This is a genomic window from Sphingobium sp. CFD-1, from assembly GCF_024611115.1.
Lineage (GTDB): Bacteria > Pseudomonadota > Alphaproteobacteria > Sphingomonadales > Sphingomonadaceae > Sphingobium > Sphingobium baderi_A.
On the sequence record NZ_CP084398.1, the window covers coordinates 2,943,909 to 2,958,687 of the forward strand.

The window sequence follows — 14,779 nt, forward strand, 5'->3', positions numbered from 1 at the left end:
TATTTTGGAATCAGTATCGATCGTGCTTTTCCTCCTGCTGGCAGTCGTCGTCAGCGGAGCGGTTTCCCGAATGCTCCCCTTCCCGGTTCCCACGCCTCTGGTGCAGATCCTGCTGGGCGGCGTCATTGGCCTGTCGACATCGCACCGGGTGGCGCTCGATCCTGAACTCTTCCTGCTGCTGTTCCTGCCACCGCTCCTCTTCCTGGACGGCTGGCGCATTCCCAAGGACGAGCTGTTCAAGGATCTTCCGACTGTCGTGGAACTGGCGCTGGGCCTTGTCATCCTGACAGTCGTGGGCATGGGCCTCTTCATCCACTGGATGATCCCCGCAATACCGCTGGCGGTGGCCTTCGCGCTGGCCGCCGTCGTTTCCCCCACCGATCCCATCGCGGTCTCCGCCATCGCCGCGCGCGTCCCGATCCCGAAGCGGATGATGCACATATTGGAGGGAGAATCCCTTCTCAATGACGCATCCGGCCTTGTCTGCCTGCGCTTTGCCGTCGCCGCCGCGCTGACCGGCAGCTTCTCCATCGGCGCAGCGGCGCTCAACTTCCTGTGGGTGGCGATCGCGGGCCTGGCCGTCGGCGTCGCGGTGACGGTCGCCGCCTCACGCGCCAAGGCCTGGGTCACGAAAAAATGGGGCGAGGATACCGGTTCCCAGATACTGGTCAGCCTCCTCATTCCCTTCGGCGCCTATCTGCTGGCCGAGCATCTCCACGCGTCGGGCATATTGGCCGCGGTGAGCGCGGGCGTGACGATGACCTTCACGGAAATTTCCCGACAGGCCATGGCCGTCACGCGGATGCGGCGCAACTCGGTATGGGACACGATCCAGTTCTCCCTGAACGGCATCATCTTCGTGCTCCTGGGAGAGCAGCTTCCCAGCATATTGGCGGGCGCGAAACAGACCGTGGCGGTGACGGGCCACAGTTCCCTCTGGTGGCTTGCGGCCTATGTGATGGCGATCGTCGTCGGGCTGGCGACGCTGCGCTTTCTCTGGGTCTGGGCATCGCTGCGGCTCACCATCCTTCGCAACGCCTATAAGGGCGTCGGCTCTCAGAGCACCGACTGGCGCCTCATTGCCGCGACCTCCATTGCCGGCGTGCGCGGCGCGATTACCCTGGCGGGCGTCCTGACGCTGCCCGTCGCCATGGGAGACGGAAGCCCCTTCCCGGCTCGCGATCTCGCCATCTTCCTTGCCGCGGGCGTCATCATCGTATCGCTCGTCATTGCCAGCATAGGCTTGCCGATGCTGCTCAAAGGGCTGGCCATGCCGCCGGAACCATCGAAGCAGGCTGAGGAGGACAATGCCCGGATCACGACCGCCCAGGCCGCCATTCAAGCCATCGAACGGCATCAGCATACGCTCGCGGAGGATCATGGCCAGGCGGACCTTTACGTGGCTGCCGGCGGGCAGGTCATGGACATCTATCGCGAACGGATCGAGGGGCTGAGCGAGCGTCAGTCGGACGAGAGCCGCCTTGCAGACCGTCTCGCGGGCGAGTTCCGCCTGGTCGGTGTGAAGGCGGAGCGTCTGGCGCTCGCGCAGCTCCTGCGCGCGCGCCGGATCAGCAGCGAGACAGCGCGCAAGATCACACAGGAACTCGATCTGGCAGAGGCGCGATTCCGCGGATAGCGCCTCCGCCGCCCATTTTCCCGATCAATATTTGAACCGCGCCTCTATGCCGAAGGTACGCGGATTGACGACTGTGCGTTTGTAGTAACGCAGCACCACCCCATCATTGAGGCCGACGCGCGAGCGGTCGTTAGCGACCGACGCCACGGCATATTTGTCAAAGATGTTGTTCGCAAACAGGCCGAGGCTATACCGCTCGGTTTCATAGGCTAGCGATGCGCGGTGCAGCACATAGCCGGAAAGCTTGTCGCCATAGGCGCGTTCCCAGCCAAGCCGCGTCACGACACCCCCGCGATAGGTGGCCGTCCAGTTGGCGACGATGTTTCCATCTCTCAACGGCAGGGTGTAAGTCGCGCCCAGGCTTCCGCTGTTCTTCGCCGAACCGGGCAGGCGGTCGCCGGAAAGAGCCGCGAGCTGGATGGGGTCGCTGGGATAAGTCCCCGCCGGGTCGTTGACAGCGATGATGCCGGGCACGTCCTCGGTCAGCCTGGCGTTGACGTAGGAATAGGTTCCCTGGATCGACAAGCCGTCAATGGGCCGCAATTGGAACGACGTTTCAAAGCCTTCCGACTTGGCCTTGCCACCGTTCACCGTGATGCCGACGATGCCGTTAATCGTCGCCGAATCGACCTGAATACCGTTCCACTTGATCTGAAAAACGTTGAAGTTGAATGTCAGCTTGCGGTCGAAAAGCTGGGTACGGATGCCGATCTCCGCGTTCTTGGTGGTGTCCGGGCCATATTGTATTTCGTTTGGCAGAGCGCACACATTCTGAAAGGGCGGGGGCTTCAAGATCGGCGGGCAAGGCGCGACGGTGTTCGGGCCGCCGATGCGATAGCCCTTGCTGTAGGTCGCATAGACCATGACGTCGGGTGTGAAGTTATAGGATGTGTTGAACTTCCACACCCAGCCGCTCTTCTTCGATTTGCCGCCGGCGGGGTCGAGATCATAGGGGCTGACGGGATCACCGAGCAACGGGAGCACCGCGCGGCCGCTGACATCCGACGTATATCCGAAATAGCGCGCGCCGGCAGTCACCTGCCATTCGGGCGTCACCTTGAACGTGCCTTCGCCGAAGATCGCCTTTTCCGTCACTTTCGACCTGTTGAAGGAATTATATTCAACCTCGTCGGGATTGGGCTGAGTTCCGAATTCGACCCACGGATGGTTGGGCACGTGCTCGGTATATTCGCGGAGCCGCTTCTGATGGTTGTAGAAGCCGCCCAGCACCCAGCTGAATGGGCCGCCATGGGTCGAGACGAAGCGGATTTCCTGGTTGAACTGCTTGCGGCGATCATGGGATTCGTTCCAGCTCGAAAAGGCCGGGAAGCCCTCATAATTATAGTCCAGATCGAGCAGCAGGTCGGTATTGTCGGACTGGTTATCATTCTTGACGTCGGTGTAGGCAGTCGTCGCTACGAGATCGGCGATGTCAGCAATGTTCGCATTGATTTCCATGCTGCCCAGGTGCGCGCGGCGCTTCACCGGCTCGATATAACGACCGGCGCTTTCATATCTGCCGGTCCCGAGCACGCCATTGCTGTTATATTGGCCGCCATCGGTTTTGGTCTGCTGATACGCATAGGTAAAGTTGACTTTCAGGTCTTCGCTGAACTGAAAAAGCAACTGGTTGCGCGTGGTGAAGGTCTTCTCGAAGTTGAGATCCTTCTTCCTGGTCAGATTGGCGGCATAGCCTGCGTCCGAAATGCTATCGGGACCATCCGGTTGCGGCAACGACACGCCGGGCGTCTGAAGCAGTAACGGATAGTCGATAAAACCGGGATCATAGTAATAGCCGGTAGCCGAACGGAAGGCGATATGATCCCGCACGATCGGGATATTGATGACGCCGTCCACCTGATAACCAAGCTTGCCGCTATGGTCCTTGCCATAGAAGCGGCCATGCACCTCCCCCTCGATCGCCTCCGTATTCGGGCGGTTGGGAATATTGCGGATGGCGCCAGCCAGCGTACCAAGGCCGTAAAGCGTGCCCTGTGGCCCGAGCAGCGTTTCGACCCGCGCAATGTCGAGCAGCTTGAAGTCGTAGTAGAGCGGCACCTCGCCCAGGTAGACGCCGAGCGCGTCGTCATAGGAAGCGCCGCTACTGTCTGAATCCGAAGCGTTGAGGCCGCGCAGCACGATGGTGCCGGTCGAGCCGGGACCGGTGTCCGAAATGGTCATGCCGGGCGTGAAGTCGGCAAGATCACGCACATCGTCGATCCGCTGTCTGGCCAGTTGCTCCGCGCCGACAGCCGTGATGTTGATGGGAACATCCTGGATCGAAACCTCCCGGCGCGTGGCGGTCACCACGATATCGCTCGGATTGTCGTTCTCAACCGCAGCATCCTGCGCCAGAACCGGCGTGTTGCCAACGCCCATAAGAATGGTCGCGCCAAGCAATGTGTTGCGAAACAATGTCATAGTCACTTCGACCCCCTATGGTTGAGCCCGTCGTCAGTGACATCCCTCCCATCGGCGCTCTAGCCAGGCTGGCGCCTTGCAGCCGGATCGCGGCTGATCGTCCCGATATTTTCATGGTCATCGCCGCTGTTCACGGCGGACTTGCCGCAGCGAAGCGAAGCCGCGCCGATCATCCTTCGAATAGTTCCAAAATCCTGCGATGGACCGGAAACGACTGCGCGACAGGCAGGGCCGGTGGGCGACGGCGCATCGCCCGGAATAACGACATTGCTGGCCAGCTTTCGCTTCACGAACCCTCACTTTCGAGCCGGCGATCGCGCCCTTTCCGTTCCGCCGCGCCGGCAGGCAATGTCCAATACGATATGGATATTACTTAATGCGTCAAGAGTAATAATTTTGCACTTGCTCAGCAGAAAAGGAGCGATGCATTGCAGTGCACAAAATGACTATTTCCAGACGGAAAAGGCGTCACATCCCCGCTTCCGCGTAATACGCGCACGCCCCTATATCGCTTCGGGCAAGCCGAATCGTGCCTTCCCATTTTGCGAATCGCGATTCTGCTTCGCGGCTGCGAAAGCATGGCGGCGGCATATATTAGGGTTCCGGGCCGAACGGACGGTGTGAAGCGTCGATAATTCCGTTCAATGCACCGAAGGCGAGCCAAGGCCGATGGGGCGTCGGAAGATCCATATTTTCGGACAGGCAAGGCTTCGCGCGCATATCGGGCAGAGGGAAGGCAGCGGGGCGCCGCGCTGCGCGAGAACCGGCCCGTGGACATCAGCCACAACGCGCACGTCCAAGCGGGTGACGAAGCCGGCAAACTCGCAAACGCCCTTTGGGCGAACCGGACCTGGGAATCCGGATCGACCGTTCAGAGGTTCAGCGAAGCGTCGCGAGCCGGACCGGAGAGCCGTTGGCCGCATTGGCCATATGAGCCTCAATCTGCGAGCGGACATCGGCCACGACCGCGGCACGGCATTCCCGCGCCTTGCTTTCCATGGAGAGGTGCACGGTCGCCACATGCTCGCCGCACACGGCGCGCGCGGCCTGATCCATGCGGATGGCGAGGCGCGCCTGACCGTCGGCGGTCGCAAGATCAAGATCCTTGAGATTCAGGATCGCCTGATCCTGAGCGAAGGGATTTTCAGTGGCGGCGGCCGAAGCCGAGGTCGCCAGAGCGCAACTGGCAAGAACCAAGAGGCCAATCTTCATCGTCATCTCCTGTGCGTCAAAGGGGCGCCGCTCTTTGGCGACTGCAGCCCACATAGTTGCAGCGATTGAAAATTTCAATAGAATAGTGTGAATTATTGTTTTATTACTATGGTGGCTGCTAATTATTACTTCAACTGAACGTCCAGCATGGTGGATTGTCGCCATGTCGAATGGACCGGGGCCCCGTTTCTCATGAGGCCAGGGCTCGCCATTCCCCGACTGTTTTTCGAACGCAGAAGAGCATCAAGGCATAGACCATATCTATGAGATCGATAGGATAATGACATCTGGCGTGATGGGCGTAGCTTTACGATGCTGAGCCGGATGCGGAGATCATCCTGCCCCCCGGCGCGCCGGACAGAACCGCAGAATATGGGGCAAGCATTGCGGGTGCAGGCATATGGACGGAATTCGCGTAGGTAAAAGGCTGATAGGCACCCAGGCGCCGGTCATCGTGGGGTGGGAAAACATACCCCGCGTGGAAGGCGGCCCGCTGAAACAGTTCATATTCACCTGGTTCCAGCCCACGGTGCTGTTCGCGCTCATCGCCTTCTGGTATTATGCGCCCCATTCCATTGCCAAGGCATCGACCGCCATCGGCATCGGCATCGGCTTCAAACTGCTGCTGCTGGCGCTCGAATGGGTCAATCCGCGCTACGAGAGCTGGCGCCTGACCTGGAAGGAACTGGTCACGGACCTGTTCTATGTCGGGCTCGGCTATACGCTGCTCAACATGATCGAAAAATATATCGGCAGCGATGCCGTGATCGAAGCTGTCCAGCACAGTTTCGACTGGGACAAGCTGGCATGGTTCACAGGCTTGCCCCTGCTGCTGCAGGCTTTCCTGATCTCATTCATCTTCGATTTCGGGCAATATTGGATGCATCGCGCCATGCATAACTGGTATCCGCTGTGGCTGCCCCATTCCGTGCATCACTACATCACCCAGCTGAACATCAACAAGGGCGCGGTCGGCAACCCGGTGGAACTGTTTCTGATCGGGCTCGGCATCGGTGGGTTCTTCGACTTCCTGCCGCGCGCCCTCCTCCTCGCTGGCGCAATCGGACTGGCGGTCGGGACGTACCAGCACATCAACGTCCGTTTCAACACCCCGCGCTGGTGGCGTTTTGTGTTCAACACCACCGAGCATCACAGCCTGCATCATTCACAGGATTTCGAAGCCACCCGCAGCAACTATTCCGGCACCTATATCTTCATCGACCGCATGTTCGGCACATGCATCGACGGCGAGGCGGAATTGCTGGGCATGGAAGGCGGGCGCCGCATGTCGATCCGCGAACAGATGACCTATCCCTTCACCGAGGGCTGGAAAGCGATCAAGGCACGGTTCGACAAGGGACAGTTCGACCAGCCGGTGCCGGCCGAGTGACGGAACCGCTCCGCCGGCATCGCCTCCCCCCAATCATCCGTCCAAAGCTCTCTCAAACGGAGATCATGTGAACGCGCGCTTCATCAACTGGATCTGGCACATCAGGGGGAGCCTGGCGCTCGCCCCGCAACAATCGAGCGAGGAAGCCTTCGGCAGGCTTGCCCCTCTTTTCCGCCAGCCCGGCACCAGCCACGACCGGATGCACGACACGCTGACCTTCCGCAAGAAGGACCAGGCGGCGCAGGACAAAATGTCGATCTTCGACGGGGGCGTCCTGCGGATCGAAAAAGGCGTTGCCGGACCTGTGCTGCACTATCATCTGACCAGTCGGGCATTGCTGTTCTGCTTCCTGGCGCCGCTGCTGTTTCTGGGCTTCGCGCAGGCTACGTTAGTCATTGGCAAGCTCGAAAAACCGGCGATCGAAGCGGCGGGCAGGAAAAGTTCCGAAAAGAAGGCTGCGGCGTTGCCGCAAAACCCGATCGACAAGGCCCTGGGCGCGCCTGCCCCCGAAAAACCCGAGAAAGATGGCGCTGGAAAGTCCGAGGAGGACCGTAAGAAACCTTCGCCAACGTCCGCCTATGTCTTCGCGGCGATCTTTGCCGCTCTTTATGTCGCCGGACGAATCCTCGAAGACAGGCTGGTCAGGACGCTGTTCAGAAAGAGCTTAAGAGGATCATAGCTTCAGAACGGATCGGCGTTTCTAAAGGATTCGCGCTTCCCGCGCCACCAGCACCGGAACGCCGTCCCGCACCGGATAGGCCAGCCCCGCCGCCTGCGATACCAGTTCGCGCTGCGCCGCATCCCAGCGCAGCGGCCCGCGCGTCACGGGGCATACCAGCTTTGCAAGCAGCCAGGGATCGATCGGCGGCGGCATCATTGCATGGTCGCTCCGCCGTCCCGTTCGGCCCGGCCCACAATCTGCATCAGCTGGATGACCAGCTCTGCCCGCTCGTTGAGCGTATCGGCCTCCAGCAGCGTCTGCTTGGCGGCAGGATCGAACGGCGCGATCTGGGCAATGCCGTTGACCAGCGCCTGATCGTCCAGCCGCGACACCGCGCTCCAGTCAACGACATAGCCCAGCATCTTCGCGAAAAGCTGCGCTTCCTGCTCCAGCCCGGCGCGTTCCACGGCGGAGAGCACTTCGTCCGGATCGGGAGCCTGCTCCACCTCTGCCTCGATCTGGCGGAAGGCGGTCGACACCTCCAGTTCCCGCACCACCCGAAATCGCGCCAGCCCTTTCAGGACGATATTGAACCGTCCATCCTCCAACGCTTCGATATGGCGGATATGGCCCAGGCACCCCATGTCGAACAGCGTGGGCTTCAGCCCTTTGCCGCGTGGCTGAATCATGCCGATGCGCCGGTCGCGCGCCATGGCGTCATGGATCAGCGCGCGGTAACGCGGCTCGAAAATATGCAGCGGCAATTCCATCCCCGGCAGCAGCAATGCGCCGGAAAGCGGAAAGATCGAGACGCGGGCGAGCGGCACCGGCCCGCGCTCAGGAAAAGAGTATCTGCGACAGACGCCTGCGCTGCGCCGCGACCCACGGATCTTCCAGCCCCACCGCTTCAAACAGCGTCAGCAATTGCGTTCGCGCCGCGCCATCATTCCATTCCCGGTCGCGCCGCACGATCTCCAACAGCGCATCCGCCGCGCCTTCGCGGTCGCCATTGCCCATCAGGCCGGTCGCCAGCTCGAAGCGGGCTTCATGATCGTCCGGATCAGCCGCGACCCGCGCTTCCACGCCAGACAGATCCGCCACGGGCCGCGCATTACGGGCCAGAGCAATCGCCGCCCGCGCCCGTTCGACATGGCTGTCCTTCGCCATTTCGGGCGGCAACGCGTCCAGCAGCGCCTCAGCCTCGTCCACGCGCTCCAGCGCCGCCAGGGCGCGGGCATGGCCCGAAGCCACTTCTGCCTGATCCGGCGCCATCTGCGCGATCTGCTCGAACACGGACAGGGCGCGCTCATTCTCGCCGCTCGCCAACAGATCCTCGCCCATGGCGATCAGGGGAGCGATTTCCTCCGCCTGCGTCTTTTCCTCCGATTCGATCGGAAGCTGGCCCAATATCTGATCCAGATATTGCTTGAACTGGCTTTCGGTGCGCGCCTGGCTCAGGTCCGCCACCGGCTGCCCCTGGAACATGGCATAAACCGTCGGGATCGATTGCACGCGGAACTGGGCCGCGATGAACTTGTCCTCATCGACGTTGATCTTGACCAGCTTCACGCCCTTGGACGCGTAGTCGGCGCACACTTTTTCGATCATGGGGGCCAGCTGCTTGCACGGCCCGCACCATTCCGCCCAGAAATCCACGATCACCAGCTGGGTGTGCGAGGGTTCCACCACATCCCGGCGAAATGCCTCTACCGACGCCTTATCAGTATCGCTCAATCCCAGGGTTGCCACGCTGTCGTCTCCTGCCTCATGCGGTTTTCGCCGCCTCCATACAGCGCAATATGGGGAGCGTCACCCTCCCGCCACAAGGGTGCCGTGCCAGGATTCAGAAAGTGTAGCCGACGCCCAACGCGCCGATCCATTGATTCTTCGACCCCGCGACCGACACCACAGGCGAATCGGCATAGCGGCCAAGCATCCGCGAATATCCCGCCAGCGCGAATAACGCCCATCCCTTGCGCAGATCACCCGACAGAGATTTTCCTCCGACCAGGGTGGCGCCGATCTTCCTGAACCCCGCCTTGTCGCCCGCACGGTCATAGACTGGCAGACCCGACGCCGCCGCACCTGCTGCGTCCACGTCGAAATAATAGCGGCCATATCTCTTGCTCGCATAATCGGCCGACAAATTCAGCCCGACGAAAGTCGTGACCGACAACGGCGTCATATATTCGATGGCGGGGCTGACGACATAGCCCTTGTGCGCGCCGGCCACATCCTTGGCCACCGCAACGCGCGCCGACAGATTGTCATAGGCGCTGGTGAAAACGCCGGTCTTGCCGATACCGACAAAGCCGCCCACTTCCGCGGCCACATCCCGCTTGCCCAGCGCGCGCACGGCATCATCCTTCATGCCCTTGCGGCTGGCGCGGTCGAACCGCACATTGACCATCGGCCCCAGTTCGATGTCCAGGCCATCCCCGTCGCGATTGGGGATCGCGTCGACATAGAGCGCCGGGCCGCGCGTCCAGAAGGCGAAGTCATGCACCTTCCCTCGCGCCTGCGCGATGGGCATGACGCGATAATCGTCCGATCCTTCATAGCTGGGGATATAGGCGCCGCCGACTCCGATGGTGAGAGTGCTGTGATTTTCCTCCTGGCCAAAGGCCGATGGCGCAAAGGCAAGAGCCGCAACGGCAGACCCGGTGAAAAGAACAGAGCGACGGATCATGAATATGGATTTCCTTTCCTGGTCCCCATGAAAGAATGTTCGGGGGGAGCCCCAGTTCCCAAAGGCGCAAAATCAAAGGGGATTATGCCATATGTGCACCCGGTGTCGAACGGCGGTTATGGTGGGGAGCGGACTGTGCGCTTCTCTGGCATATACCGTCCAGGACGGCGGGTTCGCAAACGGCATCATCCCCAAAATCACAACCGCGCCGGATACCCGGCGATCCGTTCCGTCAGGTGCGGGGCCGCGCCTGCCGGTAGCTGCCCAGCACCCGCACCCATTTGGTGTGGAACTCCAGTTCCGCCAGCGCCCGGTCGACGGCGGGATCGCCCGGCATGCCTTCAATGTCGCAGAAGAATTCCGTCGCCGCGAAACTTGCGCCCCGCTGATAGCTTTCCAGCTTCGTCATATTGACGCCGTTAGTCGCGAAACCGCCCATCGCCTTGTAAAGCGCGGCAGGAATATTCTTCACTTCGAACAGGAAAGTCGTCATCACCGGTCCGACATCCGGCACCGGCATTGTCGCATCGCGCGCGAGCACCAGGAAGCGCGTCATATTATCGTCGCTGTCCTCGATATTCTCCGCCACCAGCCGCAGGCCGTACAGTTCCGCAGCCAGATAGGGCGCGATCGCCCCTTCGCCCGGCGTGCGCGTTTCCGCGACCAGCGCCGCCGCGCCCGCCGTATCGGCATAGGCGACCGGCTGGATGCCCCGTTCCCGCAGATAATGGCGGCACTGGCCCAGCGCCTGCGGGTGACTGATCGCGCTTTTGACCGGCGTGGTGTCAGGAGCCATCAGGCAATGGCGGATACGCAGGAAATATTCGTCGATGATGTGCAGACCCGATTCGGGCAGCAGGAAATGCATGTCGGCAACGCGACCATGCAGGCTGTTTTCGATCGGGATGATCGCGCGCGCCGCCTGACCGTTCCGTACCGCGTCGATCGCATCTTCGAACGCGAAGCAGGGCAGCGGTACGCAATCGGGCGCATAACCCAGCGCAGCCAGGTGCGAATTGGCACCCGGCGCGCCCTGATAGGCAACGGCCAGCGCCGGATCGGCGGCAGCCTTTTCATTGAGCTGGGCGACGAGCGCGCGGGCGGGTGCGGGGTAGTTTTCCATTGGCGATTGCGCGCTTAAGCCCTCCCCTTCGCGCGCGCAAGCACTGAGCGAACCGGCCGGAGGGGCAGGAACGGTTGCTTTTGCCTTCAACCATGCTTGCACGTTCGTGATTGCGCCATTATGGCAGCCCGCTAGAGGGGGCGCGGGTAGCCGCCAGAACAGAAATTCAAGGGATAGCGAGCGAATGGGCGATCGTTTCAACACCGTTGCAGGCTGGGCGTTGTTTGCAGGGATCATCGCGCTGGGCGGCGCCATTGTCAGCTCCAAATATTATCATAGCGAGCGCCCGGAAAAAATGGGCTACGCGATTGAAGGCGTCGAAGCGGAAGGCGAAGGCGGCGGCGACAAGGGCCCCGGCCTCAACACGCTGCTGGCGCAGGCCGACGTCGCCGCGGGTGAAAAGGTCTTCGCCAAGTGCGCGGCCTGCCATACCGTCAATCAGGGCGGCGCCAACGGCATCGGCCCTAATCTCTACGGCACGGTGGGCGAGGAAATCGGCCACGGCAAGGCGGGCTTCGCCTTCTCCGACGCGCTCAAGAGCAAGGGCGGCACCTGGACCTTCGAGGCAATGGATCACTGGCTGACGAGCCCCCGCGAATTCGCGCCGGGCACCAAGATGACCTTTGCGGGCCTTGGCAATCCGGCTGACCGCGCCAACCTGATCGCGTGGCTGAACACCCAGGGTTCGAACCTGCCGCTTCCGGCCGCCGATGCGGTCCCGGCAGCCGGCGACAACGCCGCCGCGCCAGCCGAAGGCGCGAACGCGGCCAACGCCGCCCAAGCCCCGGCCACAAACGCCGCCGAATAGATCGGCCAGCAGCGGGAGCATCGCGCAAAAAAGGGAAACCATTTTCGCAGCCGGCGATGCGATAAAGTCCGATACCTGAATGCAGAAAAAGAGCGCGGCCTCACCCGCGCTCTTTTTCTTTGGCGTTCATGCAGCCTGCAATGCACCATCGTGGGGGCCGTCAGGAGCCGTGCCGCATCCACGAGCAAGGCGCGCCAGGAACGGATCGGCATTCCGTTCTGGAGGGCTGCAAATGGCGTCTTTCCACGCCTCCGATGCTCACAACGCTGTAGATCGCGGCGCGGGGTCATGAAAATCCGCCAGTTTAGCTCAGGCTGGCCTTCGGCTCGCTCCACCATCTCCTGAATGTCGATCCGTCCCAAGCCGCCAACATCCTGCGGCGCGCGGCTTCCATGGGATGAATCCCGCTTACCCTAAATCAGCCCCGCCACGATGGGCATGCACTGGCTGGCGAAGAAAATCAGCACTGCCGCCAGCAACCAATGATGCGCGCGGGGAAAGGCGCGAATCCATGCCTCCCCCTCGTTCCACGGCCACATCAGGCGTTGACGGCCCTGTCGCCGATACGGGTCAGGGAAAAGCCCGCCGCCTTCACATCCGCCGCCGGATAGATGTTCCGCAGATCAACCAGAACCGGCGCATTCATCGACGCAGCGAGCCGCTTCAGATCCAGCGCCCGGAACGCATCCCACTCCGTCACCAGCACCAGCGCATCGGCGCCCTGCGTCGCGCTATAAGGGTCGCTCGCCATGGTAATGCCCGGCATCAGGGCCGCCGCGGCCTCCATGCCCTCCGGATCATAAGCGACGATCTTCGCCCCCGCATCCTCCAGCGCCTGGACGATAGCGATGCTCGGCGCGTCGCGCATGTCATCGGTGTTGGGCTTGAAGGTCAGGCCCAGCAGCGCGACGGTCTTGCCCCGCGCTTCGCCGCCCATCGCCTTCACGATCTTGCGGCCCATGGCCCGCTTGCGAAGATCATTCACCTGCACCACCGTCTCGACGATGCGGATCGGCGCTTCATAATCCTGCCCGGTCTTGACCAGCGCCAACGTATCCTTGGGGAAGCAGGAACCGCCATAGCCCGGCCCGGCATGCAGGAATTTAGAGCCGATCCGATTGTCGAGGCCGATGCCCCGCGCCACGTCCTGCACCTCCGCGCCGACCGCTTCGCACAGGTCGGCCATTTCGTTGATGAAGGTGATCTTGGTCGCCAGAAACGCATTGGCGGCATATTTGATGAGTTCCGCCGTCCGCCGTCCGGTAAACAGCAGCGGCGCCTGATTAAGGTAGAGCGGGCGATAGATCTGCCGCATCGCTTCGATAGCGCGTTCGTCCCCGGTCGTGCCGATCACGATTCGGTCGGGGCGCTTGAAATCGCCGATCGCCGCGCCTTCACGCAGAAATTCAGGGTTGGATACCACCGCGATATCAAGGTCGGGGCGGACCTCCCGTGCGATCCGTTCCACTTCGTCGCCGGTGCCCACCGGCACGGTGGATTTGGTGACGATCACCGCCGGTCCGTCCAGCGCCTCGGCGATCTCCTTCGCGGCGGCATAGACATAGCTCAGATCCGCATGGCCATCGCCGCGGCGCGAAGGCGTGCCCACGGCAATGAAGATCGCGTCGGCGCCTTTGACGCCCGCCGCCAGATCGGTGGTGAAGGTCAAACGGCCCGCCGCCGCATTGCTTCCGACCAGCTGATCCAGTCCCGGCTCGTAGATGGGCATCCGCCCCGCCTCTATCGCCGCGATCTTGCCCGCGTCCTTGTCCACGCAGACCACGTCATGTCCGAAATCAGCAAAACAGGCACCTGACACCAATCCGACATATCCCGTGCCAATCATCGTGATCTTCATAGGCGAATATATTCCTCCTGGACGAAGGGAGGGTGACGCCCTTCCTTCCCTTATGCTCCTTTCGTCGCGCTATCCCATTGTGCAGCATCGTTCCAGCGACAAATCGGTATGTCATCCGATCACACGCCCCTTTGTCACAGCAGCGTAACAAAGGGATGATTTGAGCGCTTGCCTTGATGGGCAAGGAAGACTTAGCTTCCCTTCTCATGGCAAAGGAACCGGTATTGGCGACCATCGCCGTCTACAGCCTGAAAGGCGGGGTGGGCAAAACCACCTTCGCAATCAATCTGGCATGGGCTTCGGCCTGCATTTCCAAACGTCGCACTTTGCTTTGGGATCTCGATCCGCAGGCGGCGTCAAGCTGGCTTCTTTCCACCGACACACAGAGCCGGGACGCCGCGCAAGCGATCTTCAGCAAGGATGTTCAGCTTCGCAAGCTGATCCAGCCTTCCACCGTGCCGGGACTGGACCTGATCGCAGCCGACACGTCATTGCGTGGACTCGACCATCTCTTTCGCGAAATGGACAAGAAGAAACGGCTGGCGAAACTGATCGAAAGCCTGGGCAAGGATTATGACCGGATCATCCTGGATTGTCCTCCGGGCCTTACCGAAACAAGCGAACAGGTGCTGCGCGCCGCGGACCTGATCGTGATTCCGGTCATTCCTTCCCCCCTGTCGCAGCGCGCGATGGGAGAAGTGGCGCGTTATCTCGTCCAGCGGGGAGGAAGCCATGCGCCGATCCTCCCGGTTTATTCCATGGTCGACCGGCGGCGCAGCCTGCACCGCAAGGCGCTGGAGGAACAGCCAGACTGGTCCGCCATCCCAATGGCCAGCATGATCGAGCAGATGGCCGTGCAGCGTAAGCCGCTGGGCGCGTTCGCTCCTTCCTCGCCCGCGTCGAAGGAGTTTGCCGCGCTCTGGACCATGGTGGAGCGGCAGCTTCAGTCGAACTGAGGCTGCGCTGTCACTATCCTGATCC

14 protein-coding genes are annotated in these 14,779 nt (G+C 61.7%); 5 read left to right on the forward strand and 9 right to left on the reverse strand.

The features are described from left to right. The first annotated feature begins 4 nt into the window (after positions 1 to 4). Entirely contained in the window at positions 5 to 1,636 is a 1,632-nt protein-coding gene (locus tag LDB26_RS14835; protein WP_082635271.1) for a Na+/H+ antiporter, read from the forward strand. 24 nt (positions 1,637 to 1,660) lie between these two features. Here LDB26_RS14835 and LDB26_RS14840 read toward each other — a convergent pair whose 3' ends face one another. The 3 genes from LDB26_RS14840 to LDB26_RS14850 form a co-directional block, all read right to left on the reverse strand. Next, entirely contained in the window at positions 1,661 to 4,057 is a 2,397-nt protein-coding gene (locus LDB26_RS14840) for a TonB-dependent receptor (RefSeq protein ID WP_062068144.1), read from the reverse strand. 59 nt (positions 4,058 to 4,116) lie between these two features. After that, positions 4,117 to 4,347, reverse strand: a complete 231-nt coding sequence (locus LDB26_RS14845; protein WP_257539021.1) for a hypothetical protein — start codon at positions 4,345 to 4,347, stop codon at positions 4,117 to 4,119. A gap of 589 nt (positions 4,348 to 4,936) precedes the next feature. Further along, positions 4,937 to 5,269 carry a UrcA family protein gene (locus tag LDB26_RS14850; protein ID WP_257539022.1) on the reverse strand — a complete coding sequence of 111 codons (333 nt, stop codon included), beginning with the start codon at positions 5,267 to 5,269 and terminating at the stop codon, positions 4,937 to 4,939. 400 nt (positions 5,270 to 5,669) lie between these two features. Here LDB26_RS14850 and LDB26_RS14855 point away from each other — a divergent pair, with 400 nt between their 5' ends. Beyond that, positions 5,670 to 6,659 (forward strand): sterol desaturase family protein, encoded by a 990-nt coding sequence (locus LDB26_RS14855; protein ID WP_257539024.1) that lies wholly within the window; start codon positions 5,670 to 5,672, stop codon positions 6,657 to 6,659. Between the two features lie 67 nt (positions 6,660 to 6,726). Next, entirely contained in the window at positions 6,727 to 7,338 is a 612-nt protein-coding gene (locus LDB26_RS14860; protein WP_062068153.1) for a hypothetical protein, read from the forward strand. A 21-nt stretch (positions 7,339 to 7,359) separates the two neighbouring features. Here the strand turns inward: LDB26_RS14860 and LDB26_RS14865 are convergent, their stop codons facing one another. The 5 genes from LDB26_RS14865 to LDB26_RS14885 form a co-directional block, all read right to left on the reverse strand. Further along, positions 7,360 to 7,536: a Trm112 family protein gene (locus LDB26_RS14865; RefSeq protein WP_373886118.1), complete on the reverse strand. Its 177-nt coding sequence runs from the start codon at positions 7,534 to 7,536 to the stop codon at positions 7,360 to 7,362. Beyond that, positions 7,533 to 8,147: an LON peptidase substrate-binding domain-containing protein gene (locus LDB26_RS14870; RefSeq protein WP_062068155.1), complete on the reverse strand. Its 615-nt coding sequence runs from the start codon at positions 8,145 to 8,147 to the stop codon at positions 7,533 to 7,535. Before LDB26_RS14870 ends, LDB26_RS14865 begins: the two co-directional genes overlap by 4 nt. A 10-nt stretch (positions 8,148 to 8,157) precedes the next feature. Continuing rightward, positions 8,158 to 9,069: a tetratricopeptide repeat protein gene (locus tag LDB26_RS14875; protein ID WP_257539026.1), complete on the reverse strand. Its 912-nt coding sequence runs from the start codon at positions 9,067 to 9,069 to the stop codon at positions 8,158 to 8,160. 94 nt (positions 9,070 to 9,163) lie between these two features. Next, entirely contained in the window at positions 9,164 to 10,009 is an 846-nt protein-coding gene (locus LDB26_RS14880) for a MipA/OmpV family protein (RefSeq protein ID WP_257539028.1), read from the reverse strand. Positions 10,010 to 10,241: 232 nt separating this feature from the next. After that, positions 10,242 to 11,132 (reverse strand): prephenate dehydratase, encoded by an 891-nt coding sequence (locus LDB26_RS14885; protein WP_257539030.1) that lies wholly within the window; start codon positions 11,130 to 11,132, stop codon positions 10,242 to 10,244. Positions 11,133 to 11,316: 184 nt separating this feature from the next. Between LDB26_RS14885 and LDB26_RS14890 the strand changes: the two genes are divergently transcribed. After that, a complete protein-coding gene (locus LDB26_RS14890; protein WP_257539032.1) occupies positions 11,317 to 11,940 on the forward strand; it encodes a cytochrome c family protein in 624 nt (207 codons plus the stop codon). Positions 11,941 to 12,478: 538 nt separating this feature from the next. Here LDB26_RS14890 and LDB26_RS14895 read toward each other — a convergent pair. Further along, positions 12,479 to 13,798 (reverse strand): UDP-glucose/GDP-mannose dehydrogenase family protein, encoded by a 1,320-nt coding sequence (locus tag LDB26_RS14895; RefSeq protein ID WP_062068165.1) that lies wholly within the window; start codon positions 13,796 to 13,798, stop codon positions 12,479 to 12,481. 206 nt (positions 13,799 to 14,004) lie between these two features. On the opposite strand from LDB26_RS14895, the gene LDB26_RS14900 reads away from it, so the two are divergent. Beyond that, positions 14,005 to 14,754 (forward strand): ParA family protein, encoded by a 750-nt coding sequence (locus tag LDB26_RS14900; protein ID WP_257539034.1) that lies wholly within the window; start codon positions 14,005 to 14,007, stop codon positions 14,752 to 14,754. Positions 14,755 to 14,779: the final 25 nt, after the last annotated feature.

What these genes read in the sequence shown, in the direction of transcription:
- LDB26_RS14900 (WP_257539034.1), top strand. Translation starts at nt 14,005, where the DNA reads ATGGCAAAGGAACCGGTATTGGCGACCATCGCCGTCTACAGCCTGAAA.
- LDB26_RS14895 (WP_062068165.1), bottom strand. Translation starts at nt 13,798, where the DNA reads ATGAAGATCACGATGATTGGCACGGGATATGTCGGATTGGTGTCAGGT.
- LDB26_RS14850 (WP_257539022.1), bottom strand. Translation starts at nt 5,269, where the DNA reads ATGAAGATTGGCCTCTTGGTTCTTGCCAGTTGCGCTCTGGCGACCTCG.
- LDB26_RS14890 (WP_257539032.1), top strand. Translation starts at nt 11,317, where the DNA reads ATGGGCGATCGTTTCAACACCGTTGCAGGCTGGGCGTTGTTTGCAGGG.
- LDB26_RS14840 (WP_062068144.1), bottom strand. Translation starts at nt 4,057, where the DNA reads ATGACATTGTTTCGCAACACATTGCTTGGCGCGACCATTCTTATGGGC.
- LDB26_RS14885 (WP_257539030.1), bottom strand. Translation starts at nt 11,132, where the DNA reads ATGGAAAACTACCCCGCACCCGCCCGCGCGCTCGTCGCCCAGCTCAAT.
- LDB26_RS14855 (WP_257539024.1), top strand. Translation starts at nt 5,670, where the DNA reads ATGGACGGAATTCGCGTAGGTAAAAGGCTGATAGGCACCCAGGCGCCG.
- LDB26_RS14865 (WP_373886118.1), bottom strand. Translation starts at nt 7,536, where the DNA reads ATGATGCCGCCGCCGATCGATCCCTGGCTGCTTGCAAAGCTGGTATGC.
- LDB26_RS14880 (WP_257539028.1), bottom strand. Translation starts at nt 10,009, where the DNA reads ATGATCCGTCGCTCTGTTCTTTTCACCGGGTCTGCCGTTGCGGCTCTT.